12 protein-coding genes are annotated in these 15,591 nt (G+C 34.2%); 2 read left to right on the forward strand and 10 right to left on the reverse strand.

What is annotated here, in order from left to right; translation table 11 throughout:
- Positions 1 to 245 precede the first annotated feature (245 nt).
- A complete protein-coding gene (locus ACQYZ7_RS01130) occupies positions 246 to 443 on the forward strand; it encodes a hypothetical protein (protein ID WP_430727977.1) in 198 nt (65 codons plus the stop codon).
- 70 nt (positions 444 to 513) lie between these two features.
- On the opposite strand, the gene ACQYZ7_RS01135 is transcribed toward ACQYZ7_RS01130, so the two are convergent.
- The 8 genes from ACQYZ7_RS01135 to ACQYZ7_RS01170 are packed head-to-tail and all read right to left on the reverse strand — an operon-like array spanning position 514 to position 11,996.
- Positions 514 to 2,283, reverse strand: coding sequence for a cytochrome c oxidase subunit I (locus tag ACQYZ7_RS01135; RefSeq protein WP_430727978.1), 1,770 nt, complete (start codon positions 2,281 to 2,283; stop codon positions 514 to 516).
- Positions 2,284 to 2,310: 27 nt separating this feature from the next.
- On the reverse strand, positions 2,311 to 3,318 hold the full coding sequence (locus ACQYZ7_RS01140) for a cytochrome c oxidase subunit II (RefSeq protein ID WP_430727979.1): 1,008 nt from the start codon (positions 3,316 to 3,318) through the stop codon (positions 2,311 to 2,313).
- Positions 3,319 to 3,352: 34 nt separating this feature from the next.
- Positions 3,353 to 4,981 carry a quinol:cytochrome C oxidoreductase gene (locus tag ACQYZ7_RS01145; RefSeq protein ID WP_430727980.1) on the reverse strand — a complete coding sequence of 543 codons (1,629 nt, stop codon included), beginning with the start codon at positions 4,979 to 4,981 and terminating at the stop codon, positions 3,353 to 3,355.
- Between the two features lie 22 nt (positions 4,982 to 5,003).
- Positions 5,004 to 5,552 (reverse strand): c-type cytochrome, encoded by a 549-nt coding sequence (locus ACQYZ7_RS01150; protein ID WP_430727981.1) that lies wholly within the window; start codon positions 5,550 to 5,552, stop codon positions 5,004 to 5,006.
- Between the two features lie 9 nt (positions 5,553 to 5,561).
- Positions 5,562 to 6,089: a DUF3341 domain-containing protein gene (locus ACQYZ7_RS01155; protein ID WP_115899347.1), complete on the reverse strand. Its 528-nt coding sequence runs from the start codon at positions 6,087 to 6,089 to the stop codon at positions 5,562 to 5,564.
- Positions 6,079 to 7,479 carry an NrfD/PsrC family molybdoenzyme membrane anchor subunit gene (gene nrfD, locus ACQYZ7_RS01160; protein WP_303505579.1) on the reverse strand — a complete coding sequence of 467 codons (1,401 nt, stop codon included), beginning with the start codon at positions 7,477 to 7,479 and terminating at the stop codon, positions 6,079 to 6,081. The genes ACQYZ7_RS01155 and nrfD overlap by 11 nt, the downstream gene beginning before the upstream one ends.
- Before the next feature lie 27 nt (positions 7,480 to 7,506).
- Positions 7,507 to 10,671, reverse strand: coding sequence for a TAT-variant-translocated molybdopterin oxidoreductase (locus ACQYZ7_RS01165; protein ID WP_430727982.1), 3,165 nt, complete (start codon positions 10,669 to 10,671; stop codon positions 7,507 to 7,509).
- Between the two features lie 32 nt (positions 10,672 to 10,703).
- Positions 10,704 to 11,996, reverse strand: coding sequence for a c-type cytochrome (locus ACQYZ7_RS01170; protein ID WP_430727983.1), 1,293 nt, complete (start codon positions 11,994 to 11,996; stop codon positions 10,704 to 10,706).
- Between the two features lie 216 nt (positions 11,997 to 12,212).
- Here ACQYZ7_RS01170 and ACQYZ7_RS01175 point away from each other — a divergent pair, with 216 nt between their 5' ends.
- A complete protein-coding gene (locus ACQYZ7_RS01175) occupies positions 12,213 to 12,575 on the forward strand; it encodes an SPOR domain-containing protein (RefSeq protein WP_430727984.1) in 363 nt (120 codons plus the stop codon).
- A 77-nt stretch (positions 12,576 to 12,652) separates the two neighbouring features.
- Here ACQYZ7_RS01175 and ACQYZ7_RS01180 read toward each other — a convergent pair whose 3' ends face one another.
- Positions 12,653 to 14,551, reverse strand: a complete 1,899-nt coding sequence (locus ACQYZ7_RS01180) for an amidophosphoribosyltransferase (protein WP_430727985.1) — start codon at positions 14,549 to 14,551, stop codon at positions 12,653 to 12,655.
- Between the two features lie 79 nt (positions 14,552 to 14,630).
- Positions 14,631 to 15,557 carry a PfkB family carbohydrate kinase gene (locus tag ACQYZ7_RS01185; RefSeq protein ID WP_430727986.1) on the reverse strand — a complete coding sequence of 309 codons (927 nt, stop codon included), beginning with the start codon at positions 15,555 to 15,557 and terminating at the stop codon, positions 14,631 to 14,633.
- Positions 15,558 to 15,591: the final 34 nt, after the last annotated feature.

Raw genomic sequence — 15,591 nt, forward strand, 5'->3', positions numbered from 1 at the left:
TGTTGCAAATATACTTGAAATAAAATGTTCACTTTGTAATATTTGTTACTTAAACATTAATCCAATCATTATGTAAATGTAAGAAGTTTGTAAGTTATTATCTTTTTATTTAAAGATTACTATTTCATATTTCAGACAATATTAAATTGTGTTTTTATTTTTACATAAACTTTAACCACCTAAAAAACAAATAATTACTCATTTAAAAGTATTATATTGCTACTATAACAAATAAAAAAATGATTATGTTAAAACTTATTTTAAATTTAAAAGAGGTAAAAAAACTAAAAAAATCTGAACAAATAAAAATTGAAGGTGGTGGTCCTCGTCCTTTATCATGTGAAGGAATTATTTGCCCTAGTTATTGCCATTGTGCAAGCTCTAAAGATCATTGTATTTTTTCTAGTGGTCCTAAAGAAGGAACTTTTTGTTATTCCCTATAATTAATCAAATACTATTAAAAGTCAAAAAGCCTTCCAAATTGGAAGGCTTTTTAATATTTATATTTTTATCTTAAGACGGTTCTTCACCATCTAATAATGGTACATTTTGCGGTACGAAATCTTTTCCGTGTACATACTCACCATTTTCATCTGTTTTACTGTAATCATAAGCCCATCTGTGAACTTCAGGAATTGCTCCTGGCCAGTTTCCGTGAATGTGTTCAACTGGAGTAGTCCACTCAAGTGTATTCGCATTCCATGGGTTTTGCGTTGCCTTTTGACCTCTGTACATAGAGATAAAAAAGTTGGCAATAAAAATTAACTGTGCGAAACCTCCAAGAATTGCCATGATAGTCATGAACACGTTAATGTCTGCTAAATCATCAAACATTGGAAAGTTTGTATTTGTATAATAACGACGTGGTAAACCAGCTAACCCGATAAAGTGCATTGGAAAAAATACTCCGTAAGCACTGATAATTGTTAACCAAAAGTGCCAGTATCCTAATGTTTTGTTCATCATTTTACCATACATTTTAGGGAACCAGTGGTAAACACCAGCAAACATTCCTAATAAAGCAGATACACCCATTACTAAGTGGAAGTGTGCCACTACGAAATATGTATCATGAACGTTAATATCTAAAGCAGAATCTCCTAATACTAATCCTGTTAAACCTCCTGTTACGAATGTAGAAACTAATCCGATAGAGAATAACATTGCTGGATTTAACTGTAAGTTACCTTTCCATAACGTAGTTACGTAGTTAAACGCTTTTACCGCAGATGGAATTGCAATTAATACAGTTGTAAAAGTAAATACAGATCCTAAGAATGGGTTCATTCCAGATACGAACATGTGGTGACCCCATACAATCGTAGATAAGAATGCAATTGCCATAATAGAACCAACCATTGCGCGGTAACCAAAAATTGGTTTACGTGCGTTTGTTGAAATTACTTCTGAACTAATACCTAATGCTGGTAATAAAATAATATATACCTCTGGGTGACCTAAGAACCAAAATAAGTGTTCGAATAATACTGGCGACCCTCCTTGATAATGTAATACTTCACCAGAGATAAAGATATCTGATAAGTAGAAAGAAGTACCAAAGCTTCTATCAAAGATTAATAATAATGCTGCTGATAATAATACAGGGAATGAAATTACACCAATAATTGCTGTAATAAAGAATGCCCACATTGTTAATGGCAATCTTGTCATCTTCAATCCTTTTGTACGTAAGTTTAAAACTGTTACGATATAGTTTAACGACCCGATTAATGAAGAAGCAATAAAAATTGCCATAGACACTAACCATAATGTCATTCCTGTACCAGAACCTGGAATTGCTTGTGGTAAAGCAGATAATGGAGGATAAATTGTCCATCCTGCTGATGCTGGTCCTGCTTCTACGAATAATGAAATAATCATTATTACTGAAGATAAGAAGAATAACCAGTAAGACACCATGTTTAAGAATCCAGAAGCCATATCACGAGCTCCAATTTGTAATGGAATTAATAGGTTAGAGAATGTACCACTTAAACCTGCCGTTAATACAAAGAATACCATGATTGTACCATGAATTGTAACTAACGCCAAGTACATATCTGGGTTCATAATTCCATCTGTTTGATGGTTTCCTAAGAATGCTTCAACAATTGAAAACGATGTATCTGGCCATGCAATTTGTAAACGAAATAACATAGACATGAAACCTCCTATGATACCCATGAATATACCTGTAACAAGGAACTGTTTCGAGATCATTTTATGATCTTGACTAAATATGTATTTAGTTACAAATGTTTCTTTGTGATGATGATCTGACATAATCTATATATACTTTAAAAAAATATCTTATTTAATAACTTGTGCTAATGTTTTTTGTTCTGACAACCACTTGTTGTATTCTTCTTCTTCAACAACTGTGATTTTCATTTGCATATTGTAGTGAGATGCTCCACATATTTTATTACATAATAATAGGTAATCAAATTCATATGGGTCTTCTCCATTAGCTCTTCTAATTTTGTTAATTCCTTCTGTTTTTGCAATTACTTCAGAATTCTGACGCATTTCTGTAGTAGTATACTTTGGTGTAAATGCGAATTGAGTAACCATACCCGGAACACAGTTCATCTGCGCTCTAAAGTGAGGCATATAAGCAGAGTGTAATACATCTTGTGAACGGAACTTGAATAATACTTTTTTACCTTTTGGTAAGTATAATTCTGTTACTTGTTTATCATCCTGTGCACTTGGATCAGACATATCAACACCCATTGTGTTAATACCTTTGATAAAGTTTACATTACCTAAACCTAATTGGTTATCTTCACCTGCATAACGTGCATCCCAACGGAATTGTTGAGAGTATACTTCAATTACGATAGGGTTTTCATCATCTCCAACATACATAATGTTGTTCCATGCCCATAAACCATATCCAATTAATAATACAATTGTTACTGCTGGAATGGTTGTCCAAATTAATTCTAACTTGTGACTATCTGCATAAAATAATGCCTTGTTGTTTTTGTTTCCTCTATACTTATATGTAAAGAAGAAGATTAAAAACTGCATTCCAAACTGAACTATTCCAATTAACCAAAAAGTAATGTTGAAAAGGTTATCATCATGCTCTCCTTCGAAAGAAGCAGCTTCTGGTAACATGATTACGTTCATGGCAATTAAGCAGTAAATCATCATTGCATAAAGGAATGCTAAGAAACCTAAAGCGTATTTACCTTGTTTTTCGTTGTCTTTATCTGTAGCAATTACAGAACGGAAATTCATTATACGAGTAATTTGCCAAAAACTTACTCCAATTGCAACTGCTATGAAAATATAAAATAAAGCGAGCATATTATCTAAACTATTTGTTTATTAATTCTTTTTATTAATGATGATTACTATCTTCTCCTCTGTGTTCGATATTATAGTAATGATATGTTTCACTCTCGTGTAAATATGGGTTACCTTTTGGTACTGGATTTGCTTTAGCAAATGCACTAAAAGTAGCGAAAATGAATAATCCTATAAAGAATAACAATCCACTAATTTCACCTATTCCGAATCCCCATTGACCTCCAACTGTTCCAGGCATAACCATTACAAACAAATCGATATAGTGACCTGCTAAAATTACAACACCTCCTAGTATAACAAACCAAGGCATACTCTTAAAGTCACTATTAATTAATAATAGTATTGGAAAAACAAAGTTCATAACTACCATTGCTAAAAATGGTACTTTATATTCATTAAAGCGTAATAAGAAATATGTAGTTTCTTCTGGCATATCTGCATACCATATTAACATAAATTGAGCAAACCATAAGTATGTCCAGAATACAGAGAAACCAAACATAAACTTAGCTAAATCATGAATATGACTATCATTTACTAATGGTAATACTCCTTTTGAACGTAAGTAAATAGTTACCATTGCTATTACTGTTAAAGCAGATACTAAGAAAGTAGCTAATACATACCATCCAAATAATGTTGAGAACCAGTGTGGATCTATTGTCATAATCCAATCCCAAGATGCCATACTTTCAGTAATCATAAAGAATACTAAAAAGATAACTGTTGCATTATAGTTTTTCTTGTGTTGTTTTAAATCTCCATTATCTTGTGCTAAAGACCACTTTCTGATAAGGAAACGATACACATTCCACCCTGCTAAGTATACAATACTTCTAATTAACCAACCTGGTGTATTTAAATACCATTTTTTACCGTCTACAAGAGCATCGTAGTTTGGACTTGCTGGGTCAGTTACTCCTTCTCCCATCCACGTAAATAAATGATTCATATGCATTGCCGTTGCAATTAAGAATACTAACATTAGTATACTAACATAGTGTAAGTTTGAAGTGATAGCTTCCATTACTCTATGTAATACTACAGACCATCCTGCTTGTGCTGCAATTTGTGAACCATAGAAAGCTAACACCAATAATGTTATTCCTAAAGAGAATAATAAAGCAACATACAAAGCAGACCAAGGTCTGTTTTGCATTTGGTGTAAAGCATGTTCTGCATGAGCATCTCCGTGATCTTCACCATGAGCTTCTGCTACTTCAGTATGTGCTTCAGTTGTTGTTTCATTTGCTTCATCAGCTGCAGCTTCTTCATGAGTATCTTCGGCTACGTGTACAGCTGAACTGTCTTGTGCTTGTGTATTTTCTGTAACTTCATCTGAGTGCTCTTGCTCACCATTGTGTGCTGCTTCTTCAGTATGTGTCGAAGTACTATCTGCAACATGCTCTTCTGTTGTTACCTCTTCTTCATGCTTTTCAACTTCAACATGCTTTTCAACTTTAGCTTCCTCTTTATGCCCCTCTTCTGCATGATCTGCTTTCGCATCATGACTTCCATGGTGTGCATCTTGTTTTGCTAAAATTTCTTTTGCTTCTTCTAATGTTTTAGGTGCTGACATAAAATTGTAGGCAGTACCTAAAGCTCCTAAAATCATAAGAGCAATAGCAAGCATTTTTAATTTTCCTGAAAACTGGTACATATCTTAACTATCTATTATAGACTTATTTTAATTCGCTTCTTAATTTTTCTACGTATTGTACAACTTGCCAACGCTCATCGTATCTTAACTGTGACGCATGAGACCCCATTAAGTTTTTACCATACATAATTACATGATAAATGTTACCTGGAGTTAATTCTCTATCTGCGTAATTTGGAATACCATTGAATTTATCTCTTTGAGATAATACTCCGTTTCCATCTCCTTTTGTACCATGACAAGACGCACAGTATATACCGTATAACTCTTTACCTTTTTCTAAGTTAGCCTCAGTTGTAGGTAATGGGTTTTTTAATTCAGCTTTTGCTTTTTCATATCCTTCATTAGTATCTGGAATATCATAAGCTACAACTCCGTTTCTACTTACAGTACCTGCTACTGGTAATTTATTTACCATTTCTTTATTTAACCCTTCAGCTCCATTTACATCATAAGGTACAGATACATACATATCTGGCATAAACTGTAATTGTGGTTTGCGTTTATCGTTACAAGAACTCAAGCTTGTTACTACTACAGCTAAAGCGATAATTATTTTTAAACTCTTCATATCTCTTTATTAGTGCGTTTCTACTACGTTAATTTCTACAGCTCCCGTTGTTTCTAACAATGACACTAATTCTTCTTCACTTCCTTTAACAGGAATCTCCATTAAAAAGTGATCATCTGTAGTTCTTGGATCAGGATTTTCAGCTTCTTTGAATGGCCAAATCTTACTTCTCAAGTAAAAAGTAATTACCATTAAGTGTGCTGCAAAAAACACTGTTAATTCGAATAATATTGGTACGAAAGCTGGCATGTTCGCTGCCCAAGAAAAGTTTGGTTTTCCACCAATATCTTGAGGCCAATCAGCAATCATAGTATACCATGTTAACCAAACTGCTACTGATAAACCTGTAATACCATATAAAAAAGCAGTAATAGCCAAACGTGTTGGTGCTAAGCCCATTGCTTTGTCTAATCCGTGGACTGGAAATGGACAAAATACTTCTTCAATGTGATGATTCTCTGCTTTAACTTTCTTAACGGCATCCATTAAGATATCATCATCATTATATAATGCGTGAATTACTTTATTAGTGCTCATTGTTCTCTTCTCTTGATTTTTTAAAATTCTCACCTGATGATTTCAAAATAGTCTTAATCTCCGCCGTAGGAATTACTGGAAATGTTCTTGCATATAATAAGAATAATACAAAGAAGAATCCTATAGTTCCTACAAAGATACCTACGTCTACAAACGTTGGCTCAAAACGCCACCATGTAGATGGTAATTGTCCTTTACTTAATACAATTGCAATGATATCAAAACGCTCAAACCACATACCTATATTAATTACAATAGAGATGATAAAAGACCAGATAAAACTTCTTCTGATTTTTTTGAACCATAATAATTGTGGAGTGAAAATATTACAGATTAATAATGACCAGAATGCCCATCCATAAGCTCCTGCTTCTGCTCCAAATGATAAGTATGTATAATTTTCATAAGGAGACCCTGTATACCACGCAATAAAGAATTCTGTTGCATAAGCTACTGCTACAATACCTCCTGTTAAGATAATTACGATGTTCATATACTCTACGTGTAAACGTGTAATATATGCTTCCATATTCGTAACCTTACGCATAATACCTAATAAGGTTTGTACCATTGCGAATCCTGAGAAAATCGCTCCTGCTACGAAATAAGGAGGGAAGATTGTTGAGTGCCATCCTGGGTTGATAGAAGTAGCAAAGTCCATCGATACAATTGTATGTACAGAAAGTACTAATGGTGTTGCTAAACCTGCTAATACTAATGATACTTCTTCAAAACGTTGCCAATCTTTTGCTCTACCTGACCATCCAAAAGATAATAAAGCATAAATTTTCTTTTGAAAAGGTTTTACAGCTCTATCACGAATCGTTGCAAAATCAGGTAACAAACCAGTCCACCAGAACACTAATGATACCGATAAATACGTAGAAATTGCGAATACATCCCATAATAATGGAGAGTTAAAGTTTACCCATAGGGATCCGAATTGGTTAGGAATTGGTAATACCCAGTATCCGTTCCATGGACGCCCCATGTGAATAATTGGGAATAATCCTGCTTGAAATACTGCAAAAATTGTCATCGCTTCTGCAGAACGGTTAATTGCCATTCTCCATTTTTGACGGAATAATAAAAGTACTGCAGAAATAAGTGTTCCTGCGTGACCAATACCTACCCACCATACGAAGTTGGTAATATCCCAAGCCCAACCGATGTTTTTATTTAATCCCCAAACACCGATTCCTGTTCCTACGGTGTAAAAGATACATCCAAATCCCCATAACATTGCTGCTAAAGAAATATAGAATGCTATATACCAATTTTTGTTTGCTTTCCCTTCAATAGGTCTAGCAATATCTTCAGTAATATCATGGTAACTCTTGTTACCAAGTATTAAAGGTTCTCTATAAGATGATTCGTAATGAGACGACATAAATCTATATACTTATTAATTTTACTATTAAGCTTCGTTTGTATTTCTTACTTTCACTTGATACACTACGTTTGGTTTAGTACCAATATAATCTAACACGTGGAAAGCTCTTCTATCTTCTTTTAATGCTGCAACTTCATCTTCAGAGTTATTTACATCTCCAAACACCATTGCTCCTGTAGAACATGCTGATGAACATGCTGTTTCAAACTCATCCTTATTAACAGCTCTACCTTCTTTCTTAGCCTTTAAGATAGTAGCTTGCGTCATTTGGATACACATAGAACATTTTTCCATAACTCCACGAGAACGAACTACTACGTCTGGGTTTAACACCATTTTTCCGTACTCGTTATTCATGTTAAAGTCAAACTCGTTGTTCTCAGCATAGTTAAACCAATTGAAACGACGAACTCTATATGGACAGTTGTTTGCACAGTAACGTGTACCTACACAACGGTTATATGCCATTTGGTTTTGACCTTGACGACCATGTGACGTTGCTGCTACCGGACATACTGTTTCACATGGTGCGTGGTTACAGTGCTGACACATCATAGGTTGGAAAGCAACCTGTGGGTTTTCTGCTGGATTTTCTAAAGCATCAAATAAATCTCCTTTACTTAATTTTAATACTTTTTCAGTATAACGTCTTTCAACTTCTTGATTCGCTAAGTTTGGATTTTCTTTTTTGAACTGCTCTAAAGTTATGCGAGGTTCACCATTTTCATTGTTCTCGTATTGTTTATCTTCAACCGTAGAAGAATAATAACGATCAATGCGTAACCAAGCCATATCTCTACCAACTCGTACTTCATCTTTACCAACAACAGGAACGTTGTTTTCAGCGTGACATGCAATAACACATGCTCCACAACCTGTACAAGATGTTAAATCGATTGATAAATTAAAGTGATGTCCTAAAGTTCTATCATGTTCATCCCATAAGTCGATCTTACTTCCTTCAACTTCTTGATGATCATAAGAAACCATAAATGGTTTATTCCAAGTATGCTTAGGATCTAATTTTTTATTATTTACTTCTTTTAATGAAGCTTCTCTTAAGATATCGTGACGACCAGCTAAAGTGCTTTGTACTTGCATACAAGCAAACTTGTGCCATCCTGAAGCTTTTTCAATAGAAACATTGTATTGAACATTGTTTCCGTTTTGGTAGAAAGGATATGCATTAATACCTACTTGCATTTCTGACTTTAATCCTTGAGTTCTACCGTAACCTAACGCTAAACCAACTGATCCTTTTGCTTGACCTGGTTGGATAATAACTGGAATTTTGTTTATTGTAACTCCATTAACTGTTACGTTAGCATAGTTACCATCAATAGCGCCGTTATCTTTTACTGGGTTTTCAAAACCTAATTCTTTGGCATCTGCCATAGAAACGGTTAAGTAGTTATCCCAAGAAGCACGTGTAATTGGATCTGGTAATTCTTGTAACCAAGGGTTATTAGCTTGTTTACCGTCTCCTAACGCTGTTGATGAATATAGATTTAATTCGAATCCTGAAACATTATTAGCATTTCTTACTAATTGAACTGCTGCTGCGTTTACATCTACTGTTGATTCAAAAGCTATTTCTTCTTCTGTAGTAATGTTTTCAGCTTTAAAGAATCCATCATGTAATGCTTGATTCCATGAAGCTCCTCCTAATACATTTGTACTCCAAAATTCTTTTAAAGTATCGTAATAGTTTACTGAACTTCCTGACCATTTTAACAACACATCTTGTACTTGGCGTGTATTAAATAATGGTTGAATGGTAGGTTGCATTAAACTATAAACACCTTGTTTTGCCATAACATCTCCCCAACTTTCTAAGTTATGAGGTGCTGGCAATGTATATTGTGTAGCATTAGCTGTAGCGTCATCTTGAGTAGATAATGCAACAGATAATTTTAAGTTCTTAATTCCTTCTGCTAAATCAGCTGCATTTGCTAACGCATATAAAGGGTTTACGTTGTACGTAATTAAACCTTTTACTTTACCTCCTTTAACATCTGCTACTAATTGAGCTACTTGAGTATCGTTACCTTGACGTCTTAAGTTCAAAGTCTCTGTATCGATTACCTCACTGTTTAATGCTTTATTAATTGCTAGTGCTATTAATTGTGCATTTTTATCATTTAACCCAGTAACAACAACTCCTTTTGAACCTGCTTTCTTAAGGTCTTTAGCTAATTGCTTAACCTCAGCATCGAAAGCTGTTGTTTTAGAAGAAAGACTATTTCCTGTTACTTGGTTATATAAATTTATTAAAGCGTAAACTTGTTCAGATGGTTTAGCAACGATTCTTTTATCAGCATTTGCTCCTGCTAAAGACATGTTACCTTCTATTTGAACATGGTAAGACATTTTACCTGTCTCTACTCTACGACCTTCTGCATACGATTTCTCATATCCACCTTGCCAATCTCCTAAGAAATCTGCTCCAATAGATGCAATAACCTCTGCTTTAGTAAAATCGTAATTTGGTAAAGCTCTTTTACCATACATAGCTTCAAAAGCATCAGCAGCTGCGCTTTCTGAAATCGCATCGTAAACTACATGCTTAACGTTTGGATAAGCAGTGATAAAATCAGCAATTACTTTTTCAGTAGAAGGACTTGCTAAAGTACCTGTTAAAAACACTACTGGTTCGTTAGCATCTTTTAACTCATTAAGTTTAGCAACGATTTCTTTATCTGCATCTGCCCAAGAAATTTGAGTTTCCCCTTTTCTAGGTTCTTTTAAACGTAATTTCTCATCGTATAATGATAAAACTGATGCTTGGGTACGTGCGCTAGTTACTCCTCCTGCCTCTTTGTTTGGCATGATTTGAATTGGACGTCCTTCACGTGTTTTTACTAATACGTTTGCAAAATCAAAACCATCTGCAATTGTAGTTGCGTACCAATCAGCAACACCTGCTACGATATCATTTGGTTGCACTACATAAGGAATTGATTTTCTTACTGGACCTTCACAAGCTGCCAATGAAGCCGCTGCAGTGGTAAATCCAACATATTTCAAGAAATCTCTACGTGATGTTGATGATGTTTCTAAGGTTTCTTTGTCGCCTAAAAATTCATCTGTAGGAATATCTTGTACAAACTCATTATTACGTAGCGTTTCAACAACAGAACTACCTTTTAGTTCTTCAACACTTTGCCAGTATTTTTTGTTTGAAGCCATTTATATATGTGTTTTTCTACTTTCTAATTTGATTAATAGTGGCACTTACCACACTCTTTTCCTCCTAATTGCGCAATAGTTACTTGCTCAACACCGTACTTTTCAGCTAATTCTTTATGAATTTTAGCATAGTACTCATTACCTTTTAAGTCAACCTTAGTCGCCTTATGACAATCAATACACCAACCCATTGTTAATGGCGAGTGTTGATACACTTCCTCCATTTCTTCTACAGGTCCGTGACATTTTTGACAAGCTACACCTCCTACTGTTACGTGTTGTGAATGGTTAAAATATGCAAAATCTGGTAAGTTATGAACTCTAACCCATTTAACTGGCTTAGTATTACCTGTATACTCTAATTTATCTGCATCCCAACCTGCTGCATCATAAATTTTAGCGATTTCTTTATCTAAATCTGCCTTCACTAATGTATGATCATCCATTACCACTTTAGTATCATCAGCAACTTCTGAAATATTCTTATGACAGTTCATACAAACATTTACTGAAGGAATTCCAGATGTTTTACTATGCTTAGCAGACGAGTGACAGTATTGACAGTCTATCTTATTATCTCCTGCGTGAATTTTGTGTGAAAACGCAATTGGCTGAATTGGCTGATAACCTTCATCAACACCTATTTTAAACAACGTACCAAATAAAAAGTAAGCTGCTATTAAAGCTCCGAAAATTACTGTTAATACTTTTAAAAATGTGTTTTGTTTAATACCTTCCCACAACTCAGCAGTTTGACCCATTAAACCTGGAGTTTTAGGAGCTCCTTTTAATTCACTAATAGTTTTCAATAAACCACCAATAATTAAAAACGCTACAACGATTGCCGCAGCTAAAATATACAACAACCACTTTGGTGCCTGATCGCCTTGAGAATCACCTGCAACCTCAGCTCCTGCAACAGCAGGCTTATTTATTTCCCCTACAGTTGTATAATAAAGAATATCATCAACGTTTTGGTCTGTTAACTGCGGAAAAGCAGTCATATTAGAACCTTTGTACTCTTCAAAGATTGCAATTGCATCTTTATCTCCAGAAGCTCTAAGTTCAGCATTGTTTTTAATCCAAGCTTTCAACCATTCGTTAGTTCTTTTTTCTTCAACTCCAGCTAAAGCAGGACCCACAAGTTTTTTATCTAACTTGTGACACGAAGCACAAAGAGACTTAAATAATTTCTTCCCTTCTTTTTGACGCGCTTCGTCAATATCTTGTGAAAACGCCGAGAAACTTACTAAGAAAACTAAAAAGAAAGCTAAACTCCTTACTAGAGTTTTGGTTAATCTACTGTGATGATTCACACTTTTCATACTATAAAATATAAGTTTTGTATCTATTTTGGTACAATTTTTTCTGTTACATCATTTTAAAAATAAGTACACAGAAAGTTGCACAAAAGTACTACTTCTGTCTAAATTGTGAAATGTTAAGAGAATCCTAATCTGTAATTTATACTAATTCTAAATAAACCGCGTTAACAATGTATTAACTGACAAGTCATTACTTTTGTAAAAAGATTCAAAAAAATGAAAAAACACAGCATATTAATTACTTTTTTACTCATTATTTCTGGCAGCGTTTTTAATGTAAAAGCCCAGGACAAACACACTGAAAATAAGGATATTATTTCGTTATTAGAAAAAAAACGAACTTATAACAAGCACAATGGAAGTGGGTATAGAATCCAATTATACAATGGATTAGAAAGACGCGCAAGAATCTTACGCAATAGGTTTCGAGTTGAATATCCTGATGTTTACACTAAGCTAACCTACAAAGCACCTGAATGGAAAATACAAGTAGGAAATTACAAAACACGCTTGCATGCCGATAGAGCCCTAAATGAAATTCGTGAAAAATTCACAGGAGCAATTGTAGTTCCTATGTAAGAAAGCACATTTGTAAATAAAAAAAGAGTAATCGAAAAACGATTACTCTTTTTTTATTTAATAGGGCTTACTAGTAATTAATAAGCTCTTTTATCACTTCCTTCATAAAAATTGATGAATGCTTGATTCACCACTCTATGCCCTCCATCTGTAGGATAATCTCCTGTAAAATACCAATCTCCTAAATTATCTGGACATGCTTTATGCAAACCACTTACTGGTTGGAAAATCACTTCTACTTCAGCTTTAATTTCTGATGTTTTTAGCATTTGTGCAATCTTTGCAGAAACTTGTTTATCAGTAAAAGATGCATAGATTTCTTTTACATAATTTACCACATCTTTATCTTCGTTGTTTTCTTGTTGTTTACATTTTTGATACACTTCATCAACAATGTGATATTGATCTGTTTCTTTCAGCAATTCTAAAGCTGCTTTAAACGCAATAAAGTCGTTTATCCTAGCCATATCAATACCATAACAATCTGGGTAACGAATTTGAGGCGCCGAAGAAACCACTACTATTTTCTTAGGGTTTAATCGATCTAAAATCTTAATGATACTTTTCTTTAAGGTAGTACCTCTTACAATACTATCATCAATAATAACCAAGTTATCTGTTGGCTTTACCACACCATAAGTTACATCATAAACATGTGCTACTAAATCATCACGACTACTATCATCAGTAATAAACGTACGTAATTTTGCGTCTTTTATAGCTATCTTTTCGAAACGTGGTCTTTTTGAAAGAATTTCAATAACTCTTTCTTTTGAAAGCTTTCCTTCACCTGCTAAAATTGCATCTGTTTTTTGTTGATTTAACACATCTTCAGCAGCTTCCATCATTCCAAAAAATGATGTTTCTGCAGTGTTAGGTATGTAAGAAAATACCGAGTTTTCAATATCACTATCAATAGACTTTAAAACCTCAGGAAAGACGTACTTACCTAAGTTTTTACGTTCTTCATAAATTGAAGCATCACTTCCTCTTGAAAAATAAATACGCTCAAAAGAACATGCTTTTTTAGGTTTCTCATCTAAAACAGGAGCCATTGTTGTTTGACCATTTTTCTTAATAATCAACGCATGACCTCTATCTATCTCCTTAATTGTATCTATCGGAACATTAAATACCGTTTGAATTACCGGTCGCTCAGAAGCTACTACTACCACTTCATCATCTTCATAAAAGAATGCTGGACGAATTGCCGAAGGGTCACGTAATACAAACGCATCACCATGACCTAATAATCCTGCCATCGCATAACCGCCATCCCAATTTTTTGCAGAACGTTGTAAAATACGTTGAATATCTAAATGTTCTTCAATAAAAGGAGATGCATCTTTTTTACTAAAACCAGCTTCTTTTGCTTTTAAGTATAAATCAGAAACTTCTGACTCCAGAAAATGACCTATTTTCTCCATCACAGTTACTGTATCGGTAAACTCTTTTGGGTGTTGTCCTAAATCAATTAAATCATTTAATAATTGTTTAGAATTTGTCATATTAAAATTCCCTGCAACAATTAAACTTTGATGTTTCCAATTACTTTGACGTAAAAAAGGATGTACACTCTCTATAGAGTTTTTACCGAATGTACCATAACGAACGTGTCCTAAAAACAAGTTTCCAAGATATGGTACGTTTTCTTCTTGCCATTTTACATCATCAACCTTATCTGGATTTTCTTCAAAAACCCCGTTAATTCTATGATTAACTTTCCCAAAGATATCTTGAATAGGTTGTGATTGATTGGAACGAACTCTACTAATATATCTTGTCCCAGGCTCTACATTAAATTTTATACTTGCTAATCCAGCACCATCTTGTCCTCTATTGTGCTGTTTCTCCATTAACAGGTACATTTTATTTACACCATAAAACGCGGTACCATATTTATCTTTATAGTACTGTAATGGTTTCTTTAATCGAACCATTGCAATTCCGCATTCGTGTTTAATAGCGTCACTCATTTAATTTCAAGTATTTAGTTGTGTTGTGGTTTTGTGTGTTATATAAAAAAATCCGCAGCAAAAAGCGCGGATTTGTATTTTATGATAGTGCTATATCAAATTGTGTTAATTCTTTAAAAGCTTGTAAACGCGCTTGTACTTCTTCGCTCGTTAGCTCTTCCATACGTTGTGTTCCGAACTTTTCAACACAGAACGATGCTAAGTTGGATCCGTAGATAATTGCATTCTTCATGTTTTCGAATGAAATATCTTCTGTTTTAGCTAAATACCCGCAGAAACCTCCTGCAAAAGTATCTCCTGCCCCTGTTGGGTCAAACACCTCTGCTAATGGTAAAGCTGGTGCAAAGAACATGTTTCCTTCATTAAATAATAAAGCTCCGTGTTCTCCTTTTTTAATTACTACATATTTCGGCCCCATCTCATGGATTTTCTTAGCAGCATTTACTAATGAATATTCTCCACTTAACTGACGTGCTTCTTCATCGTTTATCGTAATAACATCTACACGCTTTAACACTTCGTGCAAATCGTTTAATGCTATATCCATCCAAAAGTTCATAGTATCCAACACTACTAACTTAGGTCTTTCATTCATTTGATCTAATACCGATGCTTGTGTTAATGGGTGTAAGTTTCCTAACATTACAATCGGTGCATCTTTAAATGCTTCTGGAACTACTGGTTGAAAATGTTCTAATACATTTAATTCAGTTACTAAAGTATCACGAGAGTTCATATCGTTATGATATTTCCCACTCCAAAAGAATGTCTTTCCTTCTTTTACGATTTCTATGCCATTCGTATTGATTCCTTTTTCGTTCATCATATCTAAGTATGATTGTGGAAAATCTCCTCCGACTACAGAAACCACTCCTGTTTGCACTCCAAATTGCGAAGCTGCTAATCCTACAAAAGTTCCTGATCCTCCTAAGATTTTATCAGTTTTTCCAAATGGTGTTTCTATAGCGTCAAATGCTACGGTTCCTACTGCTAATAATTTACTCATAACTCTACTTAATATCCCTTTACCTAAGGAAATG

This window comes from Tenacibaculum sp. SDUM215027 (genome assembly GCF_050566205.1).
Taxonomy (GTDB): domain Bacteria; phylum Bacteroidota; class Bacteroidia; order Flavobacteriales; family Flavobacteriaceae; genus Polaribacter.